This is a genomic window from Acidiphilium sp. PM, assembly GCF_000219295.1.
GTDB lineage: Bacteria > Pseudomonadota > Alphaproteobacteria > Acetobacterales > Acetobacteraceae > Acidiphilium > Acidiphilium multivorum.
This window is the reverse complement of the sequence record NZ_AFPR01000609.1, coordinates 1-16,479: the sequence shown is the minus strand read 5'-3', so window position 1 is coordinate 16,479 and position 16,479 is coordinate 1. Positions and strand designations below refer to the sequence as shown.

Annotated in this window: 19 protein-coding genes and 3 pseudogenes; 10 read left to right on the top strand and 12 right to left on the bottom strand. The window is 60.8% G+C overall.

The annotated features are described in order from the left end of the window. Positions 1-345: 345 nt before the first annotated feature. Positions 346-1,320: a recombinase family protein gene (locus tag APM_RS19490; protein WP_007425111.1), complete on the top strand. Its 975-nt coding sequence runs from the start codon at positions 346-348 to the stop codon at positions 1,318-1,320. A 53-nt stretch (positions 1,321-1,373) separates the two neighbouring features. Then, a complete protein-coding gene (locus APM_RS21105) occupies positions 1,374-1,736 on the top strand; it encodes a WGR domain-containing protein (protein ID WP_241763232.1) in 363 nt (120 codons plus the stop codon). Between the two features lie 115 nt (positions 1,737-1,851). On the opposite strand, the gene APM_RS23215 is transcribed toward APM_RS21105, so the two are convergent. Continuing rightward, on the bottom strand, positions 1,852-2,256 hold the full coding sequence (locus tag APM_RS23215; RefSeq protein ID WP_371259419.1) for a zincin-like metallopeptidase domain-containing protein: 405 nt from the start codon (positions 2,254-2,256) through the stop codon (positions 1,852-1,854). A gap of 171 nt (positions 2,257-2,427) precedes the next feature. On the opposite strand from APM_RS23215, the gene APM_RS19480 reads away from it, so the two are divergent. Together APM_RS19480 and APM_RS19475 are read left to right on the top strand one after the other, a co-directional pair. Then, positions 2,428-3,639 (top strand): tyrosine-type recombinase/integrase, encoded by a 1,212-nt coding sequence (locus APM_RS19480; RefSeq protein ID WP_039889372.1) that lies wholly within the window; start codon positions 2,428-2,430, stop codon positions 3,637-3,639. Further along, positions 3,636-4,415: pseudogene (locus APM_RS19475) on the top strand (tyrosine-type recombinase/integrase); the annotation flags it as partial. The gene APM_RS19480 and the pseudogene APM_RS19475, both read left to right, overlap by 4 nt. Positions 4,416-4,558: 143 nt before the next feature. Here the strand turns inward: APM_RS19475 and istB are convergent. After that, on the bottom strand, positions 4,559-5,368 hold the full coding sequence (gene istB, locus APM_RS19470) for an IS21-like element helper ATPase IstB (protein ID WP_007425107.1): 810 nt from the start codon (positions 5,366-5,368) through the stop codon (positions 4,559-4,561). Next, entirely contained in the window at positions 5,365-6,840 is a 1,476-nt protein-coding gene (istA, locus tag APM_RS19465; RefSeq protein WP_039889368.1) for an IS21 family transposase, read from the bottom strand. The genes istB and istA overlap by 4 nt, the downstream gene beginning before the upstream one ends. A 215-nt stretch (positions 6,841-7,055) precedes the next feature. Here istA and APM_RS19460 point away from each other — a divergent pair. Then, positions 7,056-7,220 (top strand): annotated as a pseudogene (locus APM_RS19460) (integrase); the annotation flags it as partial. After that, on the top strand, positions 7,217-8,209 hold the full coding sequence (locus tag APM_RS19455; protein ID WP_007425104.1) for a tyrosine-type recombinase/integrase: 993 nt from the start codon (positions 7,217-7,219) through the stop codon (positions 8,207-8,209). The pseudogene APM_RS19460 and the gene APM_RS19455, both read left to right, overlap by 4 nt. A gap of 139 nt (positions 8,210-8,348) precedes the next feature. On the opposite strand, the pseudogene APM_RS21090 reads toward APM_RS19455, so the two are convergent. The 8 genes and pseudogenes from APM_RS21090 to APM_RS19425 form a co-directional block, all read right to left on the bottom strand. Continuing rightward, positions 8,349-8,927, bottom strand: a pseudogene (locus APM_RS21090) (ArdC-like ssDNA-binding domain-containing protein); the annotation flags it as partial. Then, entirely contained in the window at positions 8,917-9,105 is a 189-nt protein-coding gene (locus APM_RS19450; protein WP_039889366.1) for a hypothetical protein, read from the bottom strand. The gene APM_RS19450 and the pseudogene APM_RS21090, both read right to left, overlap by 11 nt. A 215-nt stretch (positions 9,106-9,320) precedes the next feature. Then, positions 9,321-9,524: an antitoxin VbhA family protein gene (locus APM_RS19445; RefSeq protein WP_039889364.1), complete on the bottom strand. Its 204-nt coding sequence runs from the start codon at positions 9,522-9,524 to the stop codon at positions 9,321-9,323. 65 nt (positions 9,525-9,589) lie between these two features. After that, positions 9,590-10,000 (bottom strand): type II toxin-antitoxin system VapC family toxin, encoded by a 411-nt coding sequence (locus tag APM_RS19440; RefSeq protein WP_007425103.1) that lies wholly within the window; start codon positions 9,998-10,000, stop codon positions 9,590-9,592. Continuing rightward, complete coding sequence (locus APM_RS19435; RefSeq protein WP_007424915.1) at positions 9,997-10,239, bottom strand: type II toxin-antitoxin system VapB family antitoxin; 243 nt, start codon at positions 10,237-10,239, stop codon at positions 9,997-9,999. Before APM_RS19435 ends, APM_RS19440 begins: the two co-directional genes overlap by 4 nt. Before the next feature lie 66 nt (positions 10,240-10,305). Next, positions 10,306-11,019 (bottom strand): nuclease-related domain-containing protein, encoded by a 714-nt coding sequence (locus APM_RS19430; RefSeq protein WP_007425102.1) that lies wholly within the window; start codon positions 11,017-11,019, stop codon positions 10,306-10,308. A 39-nt stretch (positions 11,020-11,058) separates the two neighbouring features. Beyond that, the gene (locus APM_RS22875) at positions 11,059-11,400 is read right to left on the bottom strand and encodes a chromosome partitioning protein ParB (RefSeq protein WP_241763231.1); all 342 of its coding nucleotides are present in this window, start codon (positions 11,398-11,400) and stop codon (positions 11,059-11,061) included. After that, positions 11,397-12,056, bottom strand: coding sequence for an AAA family ATPase (locus APM_RS19425; RefSeq protein ID WP_007425100.1), 660 nt, complete (start codon positions 12,054-12,056; stop codon positions 11,397-11,399). Before APM_RS19425 ends, APM_RS22875 begins: the two co-directional genes overlap by 4 nt. Before the next feature lie 220 nt (positions 12,057-12,276). Here APM_RS19425 and APM_RS19420 point away from each other — a divergent pair, with 220 nt between their 5' ends. Both APM_RS19420 and APM_RS19415 read left to right on the top strand, forming a co-directional pair. Further along, positions 12,277-12,618: a type II toxin-antitoxin system RelE/ParE family toxin gene (locus APM_RS19420; protein WP_039889363.1), complete on the top strand. Its 342-nt coding sequence runs from the start codon at positions 12,277-12,279 to the stop codon at positions 12,616-12,618. Then, a complete protein-coding gene (locus APM_RS19415; protein ID WP_007425099.1) occupies positions 12,615-12,896 on the top strand; it encodes a helix-turn-helix domain-containing protein in 282 nt (93 codons plus the stop codon). The genes APM_RS19420 and APM_RS19415 overlap by 4 nt, the downstream gene beginning before the upstream one ends. 87 nt (positions 12,897-12,983) lie before the next feature. On the opposite strand, the gene repC is transcribed toward APM_RS19415, so the two are convergent. Next, entirely contained in the window at positions 12,984-14,282 is a 1,299-nt protein-coding gene (gene repC, locus APM_RS21080) for a plasmid replication protein RepC (protein ID WP_007425098.1), read from the bottom strand. Between the two features lie 487 nt (positions 14,283-14,769). On the opposite strand from repC, the gene APM_RS21075 reads away from it, so the two are divergent. Together APM_RS21075 and APM_RS19400 are read left to right on the top strand one after the other, a co-directional pair. Further along, on the top strand, positions 14,770-15,174 hold the full coding sequence (locus tag APM_RS21075) for a helix-turn-helix domain-containing protein (RefSeq protein ID WP_083818735.1): 405 nt from the start codon (positions 14,770-14,772) through the stop codon (positions 15,172-15,174). 582 nt (positions 15,175-15,756) lie between these two features. After that, positions 15,757-16,443 (top strand): lytic transglycosylase domain-containing protein, encoded by a 687-nt coding sequence (locus APM_RS19400; protein WP_007425097.1) that lies wholly within the window; start codon positions 15,757-15,759, stop codon positions 16,441-16,443. Positions 16,444-16,479: the final 36 nt, after the last annotated feature.

Here is a 16,479-nt window from a genome sequence, read left to right as displayed (position 1 = left end):
ACGGAAAACCATGCCGGATTGCGGCCGCTCCGGCCAATCCCCGACACGACCACCCACGCAGCCTGATGTTCCCACTTTGTCCGCTTATGCTACACCGCAGAGCGTTCCGTTACTTCAGGCCTGTTTGCAATGGCGGCGTTGAGGCGTGCTGACACTGCCTTTTGGGCCCTCAATCCTCGCCAAGCCCGCCTTGTATCCAGCCGCAACCTGTTCTGGCTAATTGAGAACGGATCGGCTTGCAGTTGTTGCCATCGGACAGAAGGCGATTTGGAAACCTTTACAAACGACCGTTTATCAATCTCTTATTAAATTGTAAAAATGCCATCCGACAGGAGAGTAACCGTCGTGAAGCCGCCAAAACGTCGAAATGCCCCCGAGACAGGCCGGCTGATTGGCTATGCCCGCGTGTCAACCGATACCCAAGGCGTCGATCCGCAACTCGATGAGCTGCGCTCCGCCGGATGCACCATCATCCACGAAGAACACGCCTCCGGCGCTGATCGCGGCCGGCCGGTATTAATGCGCCTGCTGAAGGAAATCCGCCCCGGAGAAACTCTGGTGGTGGTGCGGCTTGATCGTCTCGCCCGCTCTGTCAGCCACTTGCTTGCCGTCATCGAGCAGCTGGAAACCGTAGGGGCGCATTTCAGGAGCCTGCGCGATCCGATCGACACTACAACTGCGCAAGGCATGTTTTCCCTGCAGGTGCTCGGCGCCGTCGCGCAGCTCGAGCGGGCCCTCATCGCCGAGCGCACCAGGGCCGGCCTGCTCGCTGCCCGCAGCCGCGGACGTATCGGCGGCAATCCGGGCCTGCGCGCGCGTGACCCGGAAGCCATCCGCAAGATCAGAAAGAGTCGCGATGCAGCGTATCTCAACACAGTGCTCGCCCAGGTCGACGCCTGGCTGCCGACCGTCCGCAGGATGCGCCCCGACCAGCCCTGGGGGGATGTTGTCCGGGTTCTCAACCGCGGACAGGCCACATCAGCACACCACGCTTCCGGCAGAATCTGGACCGTCGAGCGACTGCGCCGCACCGTCCATCGGCTCGTCGCTGAAGGTTTGGCTGACCGCAGCCTACTGGGCCGCGCTCCTCCACAGCGGAGTGACGACCGACTGGTACGCCTGGTTGCGGGCATCAAGACGGCGGCACCCGGCAACACCCTGCAGCAGATCGCCACTCAGCTCGAGGCCATGCACGAGCGCACCCCTCGGGGTGGCACGCGCTGGCATCCATCTTCGGTCAGGCACTTGCTCATCAGGGCCGAACGCCTCGGCTTACTCGCCGCACCTATCGACCACCCCGCCACCACACCCCAGCCTTAACCCTCCCGATTTGGCTGGCAGGGGTATAGTGTTCTTGTTACACTTAGCCGGTCATGACCTCCTCCCCGCCAAATATCGAGACAACCAGCGCGGGTCAGAACTACCAACATGCCTCGCTCCAACCGGGCCGTCCGCAATATTCCGCATCTGACGCGGGTCACGAACCGGTGCAGTTGGCTCTGTTCCCAGAGCAGGTCAGCCTCATCCGACTCCGCCCCGAACACAACGAAAAGCGCTACTACCAGATCGAGATCGTTACAGACCTATTCGGTGCCGTAGGCCTCGTACGGACCTGGGGGCGGATCGGACGTTCTGCACACTCACGGTTTAATCCCCTACCCGATCTCGGGACAGCCATTGATATACTCCACCGTTTGGCACGAACCAAACGTCATCGCGGCTATCAAGACCGCTGATCTTCAGGATTTATCTAACAAAAATACATCTCTGCTACCGAAACACAAATTCTGCCGAGACGCTTCTCGGCTACACCGCACAGTCCAGATTCCTTGGTTGGCAGAGCCTCATGATTTACCGCCCCGCCGTTGCACGTCGTGCCTTCCGCTCCTGCTCGGGCTGTTCAGCTCGTTCCGCCCGCCGGATTTCCGCGCCGCTCTCAGCGGCCCGCTGCCAGTAACCACGCGCCTGCCCACCCGTCTGGCTGTCAGCCTGGCCAGTGATCTGCCCTGCCTTCTGCTCGGCTCGCAGCGCCATCAAATACCCGGAAATCTTCTCGGCATCGGCCGCCGCCCGGAAGATCTCACGCGAGTCTTGCTGCAAGGCTTTGATCCAGCTCCCGACATAGGCCGCATGCTGGCCCGGATCATGGCCGATCCCCAGCTTGTCCGCGATCATCAGCGAGGCAATCTCGGCCCTCAGCTCCTCCCGCGCATAGGCTTCCGATCCGAACGGCGTGCCAAGATCCGGCCGGTTCAGCCGCGAGGGGTGCCCTGTGGCGTGCCCCTTATGCCGATATCGGCATAAGGGGCATAATGCCGTAATCCGAATTATGCCGCGCGCCGTCGAGAAGGCACGGCTGGCAGCATGATCGTGCTGCGTCCATTCGGCATAATCTTCGTCGCTCCGACAACATGGAGCACGAAGATCATGTCTGAAAATCTGGAAACCTGCGTCGATCCGTACCTGGCCTCGTTCGGTGAAAGCTTCGCCGTGGCCAATTACAAAGCGGCCACCATCAAGAGTTACCGGTCGATCATCAGGAAGCTCGGGCAAGTGATGGACGCGGAAGGGATCGAGCCTTCCGCTTTGACGCTCAATCAGGCCGAACGACTGGGACGGATGGTGCCGCGAAAGCATGGCCAGACCGTCTGCCCGCATAATCTTGCGCGCCGGTTCGCCGGGCATCTGATCGATATCGGCGTGGCGCAGCCGGTGCCGCTGACCGAAGCGCGGATCGCGCGTGCCGCATTGTTGGCTAACTTCGAGACCTATCTCGTTAAGCAACGGGGCCTCAGCCAGCGTACGATCTACCACACGCTGCGCTTCGCCGACCGGTTCCTTGACCATCGCTTCGGCGAGACGATGGTCGATCCGGGCCGCTTGCGTCCCGCCGATGCAATCGGCTTCATCGAGCATGTGCTGGCGGGCGCACGTCGCGACAAGACGATTGCGACCCATGTTCGCATCTTCCTTCAGTATCTGTTCGGATGCGGGGCTACGGCGACCAATCTGGCGCTGAGCGTGCCGAAGACGGCCAAGCGTTGGGGCGCGAGACTGCCGCGCCACCTGTCGCCCGATGGCGTCGAGGCCGTGCTCGCGTCTGTCCGCGACAATCAACGGCACGGTGCGCGGGACTATGCGATGCTGCTGCTCATGGCCCGGCTCGGCCTGCGCGCGGCCGAGGTCATCGCGATCCAGCTCGACGATATCGACTGGCGCGCGGGCGAACTGCTGGTGCGCGGCAAGGGCAAGCTGCACGACCGCCTGCCGATCACCGTGGAGGTCGGCGACGCGTTGAGCCGCTATCTTCGTGAGGAACGAGGGCCGGCGACCTGCCGCACGATGTTCGTCACCCATCGCGCGCCGCATCGACCGTTCAAGGACGGGCAGATCGTCAACGCCATCCTCAAGGATGCCTTGAAGGCGACCGGCCAGAAGCCGGTGACGCCTTATGTGGGATCGCACCTGCTGCGTCATAGCCTTGCGACCCGGCTGGTGAACACGGGCGCATCGCTCGACGAGGTCGGCGATGTGTTGCGGCACCGCTCGCGTTCGTCGACGATGATATATGCGCGGCTCGACATCGACGGGCTGCGGTCGATCGCCCAGCCCTGGCCGGCGGCGGGAGGCGCGCAATGAGCCTCACCATCCAGCTCGACCGCTATCTGAACGTCCGGCGCAGCCTCGGCTACGATCTTGGTACCTCTGAGCGCATCCTTCGCCGCTTCACCCGGTTCGCCGATCGCGAAGGCGCCGCTTACATCGATACGGCGCTGTTCCTTCGCTGGCACGCCACGTTGGCTGAGGCCTGCACCTCGACCCGAGCGGCAAGGCTCAGCGTCGTGCGCCTGTTCGCGCAATGGCTGAGCAGCTTCGATCCGGCGCATGAAGTGCCGCCGCGAGGCCTGCTGCCGGGTTCCGTCCAGCGGTCGCGTCCGCATATCTACAGCGAGACCGAGATCGGATCGATCATCGTGGCGGCGAAGGAGTTGCCATCCATCTACGGTCTGCGTGGGCTGACCTGCTCGACGCTGTTCGGGCTTATCGCAGTCACCGGGGCCAGGATCAGCGAGGCACTGGCCCTCGATCGTGACGACCTCGACGCCGAGCATGGCGTGCTGCGCGTCAGACAAGGTAAGCTCGGCAAAGAGCGGTTGCTGCCGTTCGACCCGAGCGTCGTCACGCAGCTGATCGACTATCTTGCCGAACGCGATCGGCTGATCGGCCATCCGGCCAAGCCGCTGTTCGTCACCGACAAGGCCACACGCCTCACCGACTGTGCTGCCCGATACAACTTCGCGCGGGCCTGCCAGCAGATCGGACTCCGGACCCATCAGCCATACTGCAAGCATGGCCGAGGACCGCGCATCCACGATTTTCGCCACAGCTTCGCGGTGAAGACGATGATCGACTGGTTGTAGCGCGACAATCTGGGTGAGAAGGAGCGACAATCAGCATGAGAAAAGCTGACGGCGACGGGGGCGAGGATATGGGTTTTGAGTTGGATGGCAAGTGGATTTTTGTTGATTGTCGCTGAGCGGCGATCAGGCGGCGTCGATCAGGTTTCTGAATTTGGGGTTTGCCTGGCTGGCGGCCTTCCTGCGGCTCGTTTGCGCGCGATAGCGGTGCGGCGTCGGTAGCTTTCGACATTCATTTCGATGATGGTGGCGTGGTGAACGAGGCGGTCGACAGCGGCCAAGGTCATGGCCTGGTCGGGAAAGATCTTGTTCCATTCTCCGAAAGCCTGATTGGCGGTGATCATGATGGAGCGATGCTCGTAGCGCCGGCTGATCAGCTCGAAGAGCACGGAGGTCTCGGCCTGATCCTTGGTGACGTAGGAGATATCATCGAGGATGAGCAGATGATAGCGGTCGAGTTTGGTGATGGCGGCTTCGAGGGCGAGGTCTTGCCTGGCGACCTGCAGGCGCTGGACGAGGTCTGTGGTTCTGGCGAACAGCACGCGGAAGCCGGCTTCGATGAGGGCGCGGCCGAGACCTGACGCGAGATGCGATTTTCCGACGCCGGGCGGCCCGAACACGAGACAATTGGCGCCGTGTTCGATCCAGGCATTGCCGGAGGCGAGAACGGTGATGTGGGCCTTGCTGATGACCGGCACGGCGTTGAAGTCGAAATTGTCGAGTGTTTTGCCGATTGGCAGATGAGCTTCGAGGAGATGGCGTTCGATGCGGCGCCGTTCGCGGTCGGCCAGTTCGTGTTCGGCGAGCGCTGCCAGGAAGCGTGCGGCAGGCCAGGCTTCCTTGTCGGCCTGGGCGGCGAGATCGGGCCAGAGATGCTTGATGCTGGGCAGGCGAAGTTCGTTGAGGAGAAAGGCGAGACGTGCGGCATCGGCGGCAGGAGTTTTGCTCATGCTGCATCTCCACGACTGATCGTACCGAGTTGGCTATAGAGATTGAGCGGCACCGACTGGATCGTGATTTTTGGAACTGCGGCACTGATGGGACGGAAGCGTTCGCGCAAGGTGTCGAGATTTGGGAGCCGACCGGCATCGAGTTCAGCATCGAGGACTGCGGCGAGTTCGGCCTCGCACCCCACCTCATGCGCGAGGGCGAGCAATTCGACGGTGATCTTGCAGGCGGTCTTGTCGGCACGACGCGCGGTCAGGGCCTGCCAGGCGCGGGCATAGGCGGGGCGGGGAAAGAGCTGATCGCGATAGACGAGGTTGCGCAGCGCCATGGGTTTGCGGCGCAGGGCATGGATCACATGGCGATAGTCGATGACGTGACCATGCTTGCCGGTGGCATGATCGGCCCGGCCGCGCACCAGGTTGAGGACAGGACTGCCGCCCAGGAAACATTCGAGGCGATCGTCATAGAGCCGAATGCGCAGGCGTTGGCCGATCAGGCGGGCGGGCACCGAGTAGAAGACTTTCCGCAAGACGAAACCGCTGGAGGAAGTGACCTGCACCAGGGTCTCCTCGTAATCGACGGCTCGGGCCTCCGGCAGCGCCTGCAGGGCATTGCGCTCGATCGCGATGAGCTTGCCGCGGCGGGCATTGTGGCGGGCGAAAATCTCGTCGATGAACCGGCGATAGGCTGGAAGATCCGTGAAGGCGGGACTACCGCGCAGCAGCAGCGCATCCTCGATTGCCTTCTTGGCATGGCCATGGGCACTCTCGATCACGCCATTCTCATGGGCGATACCGGTATTGTTGCGCGTCGGTTCCATGCCGAAATGGGCGCAGAGCGCGGCATAGCGGGTCGTCAGATCGTCGATCGTGGCCCGGTCGAGATTGCGGAAGGCGGCGGACAGGCTGTCGGTGCGGTGCTTCAGCGGCGCGCCCCCCAGGGCGAAGAGCGCGTTCTGCAGCCCCTCGGCCAGTGCGGGATAGCTCTCCCCACCCAGGATGACATGGCCGTGCTCGAAGCCGGAATGGGCGAGCCGGAAATGATACAGGCGATGATCGAGGGGGTGGCCGGCGATGATCACGCCCAGCGGTGTCAGATCGGTGAAATCCGAGAGGCCGAGTTCGCCGGGCGGATGCACCTGGCGGAAGATAACATCTTGAGCTGGGCCGTGCAGGCCGCGCCAGAGCTTGATCCTGCGTTCAAGGGTACGCCGCACACCCACGCCGATCTCTGGATGCCGTCGCCCCAGCTCCTCCAGGATTGCCACGGCGCGCAACCCCGGCGCCGCCGCGAGCATCGGTACAATCTCGCTGTCCCAGACCGCGATAAGCGGGTCAGGCCGCCGGCGACCGCGGCGTGCCGCTGGTAATGATGGGTGATCCGCCCCGGCTTCGAGACGATAGGCAGTGGCTGTGCTGAACCCCGCCTTGGCGGCAGCTTGCTGCGGGGTGTCCCCCTCGGTCCGAAATCTCATGAACAATCTCTTCTGCTGAACGGTGATCGGGCGACCAGGCAAGGCTGCGGCTCCATCGGTGGAGCCAACCCCTACCAGCCGGTCACGGTCAGCCAGACAGGACAAAACAACCCGCTCCGGGGCTGGGGCCTGCTCGGGCTACGCCCTCACAGCCCCCAGCCCCGGATTCTCACCCTGATTGTCGCGGATTCTCACGCTGATTGTCGCGCGGCAACTGGTACCGCACCGGCAAAGACCCGGCGCACGAGATGATCCGGTTGACGACCTATCTGGGCCATAGCGATCCCTCCAACACATACTGGTATCTGGAAGCGGTTCCGGAGCTGCTCGATCTGGCGATGGCGCGAGCGACCGCCGATGGCCGGGAGGCAGTCCAATGAGCGCCGCCGCCTTGCCCGCGCTGATCCAGCGCTTCTTCACAGATCGACTGTGCGTCCAGATGGAAGCGAGCCGACATACGGTCGCGGGCTATCGCGACACGTTCCGGCTGCTGTTGCGGTATGCGAGTGCTCGACACGGCAAGCCGCCGGTCAAGCTGACGATCGAAGACATCGACGCTGATCTGATCGCCGACTTCCTCGTCCACACCGAGACGGCGCGGGGCAACAGCGCACGCAGCCGCAACACCCGGCTCGCCGCGATCCGATCGTTCTTCCGCTACGTCGCGATGAGCGATCCGACCTGGCTGCTGCAATGCCAACGCATCCTCGCCATGCCGAACAAGCGCTATGTGAAGCGGACGGTGACGTTCCTCGATAGCGACGAGATCGCGGCGTTGCTGGCAGCGCCGGACCGCACGACATGGGCGGGACGGCGGGACCACGCGCTGCTGCTGCTCGCGGTGCAGACCGGTCTCCGGGCTTCCGAACTGGTCGGCCTTCAGTGCGGCGACGTTGTGCTCGAGAGCGGTGCGCACATCCGCTGCATGGGCAAGGGTCGGAAGGAACGCGCCACACCGCTTCGGCGCGAGACGGTCAAACTTCTGGCGGCGTGGATCGGCGACGACAAGAACAAGAGCAAACCGCTGTTCCCGTCGATCCGGGGCGAACGGCTCAGCCGCGATGCCCTTGAACATCTGGTCCGCAAGCATTGTCTGACGGCATCGCTCACGTGCCCGAGCATCGGCTCCAAGCGGGTCACGCCGCATACGCTTCGCCACAGCACTGCGATGGACCTGCTCCACCACGGCGTCGATCCAGCGGTAATCGCGCTCTGGCTTGGTCACGAGAACGTCGAGACCACCCAGATCTATATCCACGCAGACATGCGGCTGAAGGAAAAAGCGCTCGCTCGCGTCGCCGCCCCAGACACCCCGTCGAGCCGGTTCCGGCCCGACGACCAACTCCTCGCGTTCCTGGAAGGGCTCTGATTATGCCGAACAGCCGCATGGCCAATGCCGGGCAAACCGACCTCCAGCGGAGGTCATGCGGCATAATCCGGATCACGGCATTATGCCCCAGCTCATGCAGCGCCGTGCTGTAAAATCGATCCGCCGTCTTGAATTGCTCGCGCTCGGGCATCGTAACCCGGTCATGCGCCAGGGTGTAAAAGGCCCGGTCGCCGGGCCGGTAGATGATCGGCACCCCGGAATGGGTCATGATCTGCTCGGCCGCCGCGTGCCGTTCCCATTCCGCCAGGGCGGGCCGTGCCTCGATCTTCGGCATGCCGGCGATCTGCTCCGCATTGAACACCACGGCCGAAAACACCCGTGGCCGTTCCAGCTCGACGCTGCGATAAATCTGATTGCCTTCGGCATCCTTCACCGGCCGTCCCTGCTCGTCCTTCACCGGCACCCGGTCAAACTTCTTGAAATACTGGATCAGCGTGCCCTTTTCGCCCTTCATCACCTGGGCATCGAGGCTCTGCGCCTGCTTGTAGGTGGTCCAACGCGGATCGCTGTAGCCCTTCATCTCGGCCACTGCCATCAGCCAGATCGCATTGCCGCCCTGGTAATCCTTGTCACTGATCGCGTTGTAGGGAATGAAGCGGAGGCCGCTGGGCTCCCACGGTTTCACCCAGGGTGCGGTGCCATCCTCCAACTGCTTGACGATCGAGGCGGCAACCGTCTGGGCATAATCACCGGTCATTGGTGGCCTCGTTGGTGTTCTCCACGTCCGCATTGGACTCCCAGGCATCCGCCTCATCGAGTGCGGTTTCCTCAACCAGTCCCAGCTGCTCGACCTCAGCCGGGTCGATCTCCACCATGACGCCCAGCCGCATCAGATCGGCCAGATCGCGCGAGATGATTGGTGGCTTCGGGTCCATCGCAGTCCTCCTTCTCAACGTGCTCTGTATCGTCCGGCGCAATCGGCCGGCCCTACCTCGGCCCCCCTACCCTTCCTCGGCACGCGCGGTAGCGCTGTGCAAACCAACCTTGTTGCACAGGCCATCGGTCGGATCGGGCTCATAGGATATGTTCGGAGCGCTGTTGCGGTGCGGCTCGGGATCTTCCGCCATGCCCGCAAGCGGAACCGGGGGCATTAGCGCCTGGCCCGTATCGCGGCGATCATCCGGCGATCCAGACCCGCCACGTCGATCTCACCCCGAATGCACCGCTCATTCACGGCCTCAAGCTCCGGGTGATGAACATAACCCTGGCGGTTATTCGCTGCACGGGCCTGCTCGATCGCGCGCCAGCGCCGCATCATCTCGGATTCCGAAATTTTGCTGACCAGCCGGTCCATCCCGCGGCGCCTCTTTACTACCGGAAGTAGAGGTTAAGAAGAAGCGCAGCGAAGTTCAAGGAACCTCAAGGGTTCATTTCGGCTCGGCGAATGTCTGTCTTGGAAAAATCATCACCTTTGAACAGCAGCGCCGCCCGATAAGATTTGGCGGCGCCATAGGCAAAGCAATCGCCCATATTCAAAGCGGCTGGATGCCGCCCCTTCCCGAAATCGGCATAAGCCTGGATCGCCAGATCATACTCACGCTCGCCAAGAGAAATGACCTCGATCCCGAGCGCGCTCATAAAGCTCTTCACCTTTTGTCGGGCACCGTCCATCGAAAGGCCGAAGCTGCGGCAGAGCCCGGCCGTCGCCTCCCACATGGCAACCGGCGAGACGAGACGGGTGCGTTCCTGGGCCAGAAGATCCGCCAGCGTGTCGGCATCCTCCTCGCCGGCGATCATCGCGATCAGGGCCGAGGCATCGATGAAGATCATTCCCCCTCCCCCGACAGGTCATCGAAAAATGCTTTGTCTGCCTTCAACCCTGTGGGCGGCGGCAGCGGATTGGCTTCGCGCCACTCGCGCAGGCGCTCGCGCAAGGGCTTGGCTTCGCGGGTTCGGTCAAGCTCGGCCTGCACCGCAAGCCGCACGGCATCCTGTTTGGTTAAACCCCGCTCTTTCGCCAGTTTGGCGACAAGCTCGGCGGTCGCATCATCGCGGATATAAAGGGGCATGGGCGCCTCAAGATATTCAAATATCTAATTTGAAATATATGAATATCTTCACCGATACAAGGATATTCACCACAAAATCGCCTGCTCGACCGCCAACACAAAGAACACGAGGGCCGCCCCTACGGCCAAAGTCCAAAGCTTGCGTGTGCGGGTAGGCTTCTGCCGCCTCATGCGCCGCCTGTGCGCGGCAGACAGGACTGCCTGCCGCGATTGCCCCCGGAACCTTTCCAGGGCCTCCAAGGCCGCCAGAGCGCGGCCAGAGGCGGCCCCTGCCCTCGTCATCTCCATGATCGCACTCGTGAGCGAAATCATGCCCGGCACTGGCTCGCCGGCAAGCTGCACATGTCCCGCCAGGATTACCAATGGGCGGACGGGCACTTGCGTCACCCGGCGGATCACGTCGCGATGGGTCTCGTTCTGCAGAAGCAGGTTATAGACGCTCTGCGCGGCGCCATCCGGCTTTTTCAGGGTCCATTGCTGGGCATGGGTGTGCCCCATCAGCTCCCCGCGCCAAGTCTTTGTTTCGAGGCAATAGAGGCAATCGCCGGCCGCCGCGACATGATCGATCTGATGCGTCCCGCGCCGATCCTGCAAGGTGATATCGTGGATTGCAGGCACCCCTGCCCGCTCCAACGCACGCGCGACGCGCTTTTCGCCGGCCGCGCCGGCACGCTGTGCATGGGTCTCTGTGGCCAGCTCGGTAGGACGCGTGATGATCGCGGCAGCTGCCGCGCCGGCCGCCACCATGCCACTCACCAACTCGACCAGGAAGATAAGCATAATTACATGTTTACATGATTACGTATTATCATGATTGCATTACTCATCGCGAACCTGCGGGTAATTGTATTTCACGAAAAGCAGATTCAACGCTTCCGCCATCAAACGCTCTTGCGGTACCCGCTTGCCCTTCTCGTCACGGGTCCGGAAGCTGATTTCTTCCAACGTCTCCCAATAGGCGGGTGGGAGATGATGCGTCTTGGCGGTTTTGTTTGCCCTGGACGGTGGCACATAAGAACCGCCTTGCGGCTCTACCTTCTGCGGTAGGGGAGGCAAAACAACCGCGGCCTTTGGCTCCGCCGAGGGCTGGCGGGGTGCTGGTACGGTTTCCGGCTCGCTTGATTTAAGCGCTGATGCGAGGAGAGAAGGCTTCCGGCTCATGATTTCATGCTTTCATGCTTACCTGTAATCATGCTTCCCTGTTCAGTTAAGAACGCGAAAAGCTCTGCGATTTCGCGGGCCGCCCTGCCCTTCGGCTCGTATTCTTGGGGGGATTGCCCCAAGGCGGGAGCATCTTCGTAAGCTTTCAACCGCGACATATGGATTGGGGCGACGGGCACCTTGAACCGCTCGGCGATGGCGGCGGCATCTTCTCCTGCACGCCCTGCCGCGTTGGGATGCACTTGGTTGAGCACCACAAAAGCGGGCGGATTGCCCGCCATCACAAGCAGCCGTTTCAGCGGTTCCAAAGTATCGATCGCGAAGATCTGGGCCTGCGTCGGGATCAACACGAGATCGGCATGCTTAGCAGCCTCTGTTGAGGCGCTATCCATCTTGCCGGGGGTGTCAATAAAGACCCACTCCATCCCGAGTTTGCGGTAAGCATCAAGCGAGCGGCGGATTGCACCAGGCTGAATCGAGGCCACATCCGGCCCGTCTCCCTGGCGCCGATCAAACCAATCTACGGCGTTGGTTTGCGGATCGAGGTCCAGCAAGGCGGATTTCTTGCCGGCGCGATGCGCCGCGACCGCAAGGGCGGTAGCAATCGTCGTCTTTCCGGTCCCGCCCTTCTGGGTGCAGAAAGCAACTGCAATCATGTTTACACCCTTTCATAAAATCCTGCTTTCATGCTGACATCTAAGCATGCAGGCATTTCATTATTCCCACGCCACCGCGAATCATGCAAGCATGGTTTCATGATGCCATGGAATTAAATTTGCACAATTACATGTAGGCATGTGTTCATGATTAGGAGACGTGTTAAACGCTGCTATCGAGCCTATTGCAGATATATACAATTTTTTGTATAACGCTCCTATGCCTGAGCGTTCAAAGCTAATCGAATTCAGGGGCGGCGCTCTCGATGATCTAAGGGACTTTCCGATATCCGCCCGCCGTGAAGCCGGCCACCAACTGGACCAGGTCCAACAAGGTCATGATCCTGACGATTGGAAGCCGATGCGAACGATCGGGCAAGGTGTGCGCGAAATTAGGATTCGGGATGAGGCAGGAGCATTCCGTGTGATTTATGTCACAAAGTTCGCAGACACAATTTATGTCCTGCACTGCTTTCAGAAGAAGACCCAGGCAACCAGTAAACCGGACTTGGAATTGGCAACAAAGCGATACCGGAATCTAGTGAAGGAGCTAAGCTCATGAGCAACGAACGATTTACAAGCGTATGGGACGCGATCGAGGACACACCGGCCGAAGCCGAAAATATGAAGCTTCGTTCAGCGCTGATCATGGCGTTGAAAGAGCGGATCACCCGCGAAGGCTTGAGCCAGAGCCAAGCCGCCAAGCTTTTCGGCGTCACGCAACCTCGCATTTCCGATCTGCTGCGCGGCAAGATTAACCTCTTTGGTCTGGATACCTTGGTCAACATGGCCGTCGCAGCCGGTTTGCATGTTGAGTTGCGGGTGCTGGAAGCGGCGTGAGGCCACAAACGCCCGCAGAACGCCAAAACGTCAACACTATTACATGTAAACATGTCACTATGTTTTCATGATTCATGACGGAAAAGCCTAGTTTTTATGGGCGCTGGTACCACGTAGCCCCCAAATCGTACGGTCTAAATGCAAGCTACCGTCACGCGCCCGCTCGACCATTCCATGAAAATATCCGCCGGGGCTCGACCGGAAATAGCCCGGCGACTTGGCCGAAACCAAGGCGAGAGCGATTGCGGCTTGTTCACGCCCCATTGCTAGGCATGCCTCGCCCCAAAGCGGTTTAGACACGCCGAGGTCATGCCGGAGCCAATCGGCCGCATCCACGATTTCCGGCCAAGAAGGGGAGGGGTGTCGTAGATAAGGCACCAATCGGGGGGCTAATCTAATCAATTCATCTGGCGTCAATTTCAGTGAGGAACCCCGATCCTGCCTTTCCGGCCTAGCTGGCGGCTTCGTCTGTGCCGTTCTACCCGGCAGGTCGCCGCGACTACATTCCTTCAATGCGATTACCGTATCCTTATTAGGATTAAGGAGTTGGTTTGTAGTTGTAATGTGGGGCACATCAGCGTGCCCCTTGGGGCACATTTCCACAGATTCAGAAATGCTTGTTTGCTCCAGAGAAGCGCCAGCAAGCGCCATCTCTAGCGCCCGGCGCGCATCAACCGCGATCGCTTCCAGAGCCTCCACGGCCGGCTTGAGCCTCTGGCTGCTACCCAAAGCTTTGAGCCCACGGCTTGCTGCCTGAGCAGCAGTTCTGAGGGGCGCGGGCAGATCAATTTCCTGCTCCCGAAACGTCTCCCACGTCTGTCGCAAGCTCGCACGAGCGATCGACGCGCGCCGGCGCAACTTGGCTACAGCGGCGCGTTCCTCGCGGCCGGCTTCTGCCAAAGCGCGAAACTCCTCGATACGCTGTGCGATAGGGGAGAGATCAAAGCCATACGCCTCGATAATCCGCCCAGACCGATCTCTATGGCCGTAGCGTTTGCCGTTGGGGCTGTCTCGCATGGTGACAACCCCCAGCTCGGCCAGATGGCGGTTGAGGCGTTTTGTTTGTGTCTCCGTGATCCCCAGCTCGGCTGCCATCATGGCCGCGCTCGGCCAAACAATGGGCCGCGCACCAGGTTGCCAATCCTGCGGCTGCGTGAATCTGAAAAGCCAATCGATCGCCTGCGCAGCGCGTGGGCCAATGCCGAGGAACGGGGCCGCAGCTTTGAACGCAGCGAGGGCCTGACCGGGGGTGACATCACCCCCGGCAAACTCATCGGCAAGGCGGCCGGTGGGCAGCATGGCGGGGGTTAAACGGCGCAAGCCGGTCGGACGTGAGGGCAGGGGAGGGGGCACATGCCCCCGCTCTGCCTGGTGGGGCAGTTGCATGGAAACTCCTACGGGTTTGGGTGAAACCCGCCCGGTAGGGGCTGAAACCGGCACGCGACTCCCCCTTGCAAGCTAGGGCTTGCATTTTTGAGGGCTCTGAGGCATTTTGGCTGAGCGTTATTCGATTTCGTGACCACAGTTTGCCGCTGTCGGACACGGTTACAGCCAAAAACCTATGTCGTTTGCAGATCCCGTCCCTTGTGGGCGGGATTTTGCTTTTCTAGGTATGTTTCGCGGTCATTCCTCCTGTGTCAAAGAAAAGCATAGCCCGCGACTCGCGCTGGCTAATCCGGGCACCTGCGATGATGGCTGCCGTGCTTGAATAGAGCAACGTCATCGCGCGGTAAGCTTGGGTTTCGAGGAAGCGTCCTATGCGATGAGACAAGTTTACCCACTGCTTTGAATCGCAGGACATTGGTCGAGTCATGTGCGCGAATCGGGAAAACCGATGCGAACAGCAGATGTCAGGCATAAGGATCGGATGTGCATGGGCAAGCTGGAGGAGTCGGCAAAGATGCCGATACAGAGCCCTAAAAAGAGAACTGGCGAACTGTCGGCCATCGATGGCCGCTTGTTGAAAGCTCCTGAGCGATCCGTATTCGGGGACAATGTGAGAGCCGGCCGAAATGCGCTCGGTCTTTCGCTGACCGACATGGCGCATCTCATCGAGGCGGATCGCGCCTATATCGGTAAGGTTGAGCATGGAAAGATCAACGTTTCCATTGATCGCATGTCCTCGATCGCCGCTCTCTTTAACGTGCATCTCCATGAACTGTTGCAACCCGAGTTTGCATTGAGCTATAAAAACATACGATCTGAGTCTTCGCAAACACATCCGAGCAAGCAGCTTACGGCTCCCGCTAAAGGACGGCGACGATCTAAAGACGAATGAATTATTCCCCCGGCCATTTTGCGCTGTGTGGCAAAACCGGGGGGAAATCCGAAAAGAAACATGACGAGGATGTAATTGCGTCCTCATGTTTAAGCCCATGTCTATCTCGACGTCCCGCTAGGCCCGGACACCTGGCTAGGAGATTCGAGTTCATCCTCTGCGATGTTCTCCTTAAGCATTTTGATACGCCGCTGGGCAGCTTGACGAACTGCCCGCGCGCAGAACTCAGCCAGAGATTCATTCGCCGTCAGATACCCGAGAAGTTCGGGATATACGTCCAACGAACGGATCGCGATCTCAAGCTCGACTGCTTCCCGCAAAAACTCCGATCGATCTTCTCGCTCTCGGAGCAGGTCCGAGATAGCCGCCAACGCGACCGTTGGCAGCAAAACGTTGATCGCCCGCGCATCCATTTTCCGACGTCCCATACGCCGATTGTAAGTATGTCGCGCCGATTCCTGCAAAAACATATCCTTTATATGATATTTCGTATGTTTTATTGACTAATATAGGGCGGTTTGGCAATATAAAATTTATGAAAAATTACAGCATGGTAGCCAGATCGAGCCGGAAGGACGGGAAATGCTGATCACCCCGGCCCATTTCCTCGCTCTCGCGAATCGCTGCGCCCCCGAGGTCGCACCGGGCACGCTGGCGGCGGTTGCCAGCACCGAGTCGGGGTTCAACACTTTGGCGATTCACGACAACACCACGCGCCAGAGCATGCGGCCATCGGATGTGCGTAACGCGATAGCCGTAGCCAGACGGCTGATTGCTGACGGGCATTCAGTTGATCTTGGCCTCATGCAGATCGATAGCGCGAACCTCCCCCGCTTGGGCCTGACGGTCCCCACGGCTTTTGATGCCTGTGCATCGATAAGGGCGGGCGGCAAGCTACTGGCGCAGGACTACAAGCGGCCGGACGGGCAGGGCCGCCAGGCGGCGCTCCTAGCGGCGCTATCACGCTACAACACTGGATCAGCCTGGCAGGGGTTCCAGAACGGCTACGTCAGCCGCGTGGTTTCAACCGCCAAATATGTTGTGCCCGAAATCGACCCCGCCGACAGCAACCAAGCCCCCAAGGCCAGGCCGTCATCAGCCTCATCTACTCCGCGCCCGCCTGCCTGGGATGTGTTCCCGAACTCGATCGGTCCGGCAGGCTTCGCGTCGGCGCATGCGGTGACGCTTCAAGCGTCCCGCGCTTCTGGCCCCAGCGGCCGGGCTCAACCCTCAAATCAGGAAACTCGCGGTGAAACAAAGGCTCACTAAGCTGCGCGATCGCGCGGCAAATTTCGCGGCTGGGAT

Excerpts from the sequence above, each read along its gene's own strand:
- APM_RS19430 (WP_007425102.1), bottom strand. The coding sequence starts at position 11,019 with ATGCTTATCTTCCTGGTCGAGTTGGTGAGTGGCATGGTGGCGGCCGGC.
- APM_RS19400 (WP_007425097.1), top strand. The coding sequence starts at position 15,757 with ATGCTGATCACCCCGGCCCATTTCCTCGCTCTCGCGAATCGCTGCGCC.
- istA (WP_039889368.1), bottom strand. The coding sequence starts at position 6,840 with ATGAGATTTCGGACCGAGGGGGACACCCCGCAGCAAGCTGCCGCCAAG.
- APM_RS19440 (WP_007425103.1), bottom strand. The coding sequence starts at position 10,000 with ATGATCTTCATCGATGCCTCGGCCCTGATCGCGATGATCGCCGGCGAG.
- APM_RS19415 (WP_007425099.1), top strand. The coding sequence starts at position 12,615 with ATGAGCAACGAACGATTTACAAGCGTATGGGACGCGATCGAGGACACA.
- APM_RS19450 (WP_039889366.1), bottom strand. The coding sequence starts at position 9,105 with ATGGACCCGAAGCCACCAATCATCTCGCGCGATCTGGCCGATCTGATG.
- istB (WP_007425107.1), bottom strand. The coding sequence starts at position 5,368 with ATGAGCAAAACTCCTGCCGCCGATGCCGCACGTCTCGCCTTTCTCCTC.
- APM_RS19445 (WP_039889364.1), bottom strand. The coding sequence starts at position 9,524 with ATGGACCGGCTGGTCAGCAAAATTTCGGAATCCGAGATGATGCGGCGC.
- repC (WP_007425098.1), bottom strand. The coding sequence starts at position 14,282 with ATGCAACTGCCCCACCAGGCAGAGCGGGGGCATGTGCCCCCTCCCCTG.
- APM_RS19480 (WP_039889372.1), top strand. The coding sequence starts at position 2,428 with ATGTCTGAAAATCTGGAAACCTGCGTCGATCCGTACCTGGCCTCGTTC.
- APM_RS19455 (WP_007425104.1), top strand. The coding sequence starts at position 7,217 with ATGAGCGCCGCCGCCTTGCCCGCGCTGATCCAGCGCTTCTTCACAGAT.
- APM_RS19435 (WP_007424915.1), bottom strand. The coding sequence starts at position 10,239 with ATGCCCCTTTATATCCGCGATGATGCGACCGCCGAGCTTGTCGCCAAA.
- APM_RS22875 (WP_241763231.1), bottom strand. The coding sequence starts at position 11,400 with ATGAGCCGGAAGCCTTCTCTCCTCGCATCAGCGCTTAAATCAAGCGAG.
- APM_RS21105 (WP_241763232.1), top strand. The coding sequence starts at position 1,374 with ATGACCTCCTCCCCGCCAAATATCGAGACAACCAGCGCGGGTCAGAAC.
- APM_RS21075 (WP_083818735.1), top strand. The coding sequence starts at position 14,770 with ATGGGCAAGCTGGAGGAGTCGGCAAAGATGCCGATACAGAGCCCTAAA.
- APM_RS19420 (WP_039889363.1), top strand. The coding sequence starts at position 12,277 with ATGCCTGAGCGTTCAAAGCTAATCGAATTCAGGGGCGGCGCTCTCGAT.
- APM_RS19425 (WP_007425100.1), bottom strand. The coding sequence starts at position 12,056 with ATGATTGCAGTTGCTTTCTGCACCCAGAAGGGCGGGACCGGAAAGACG.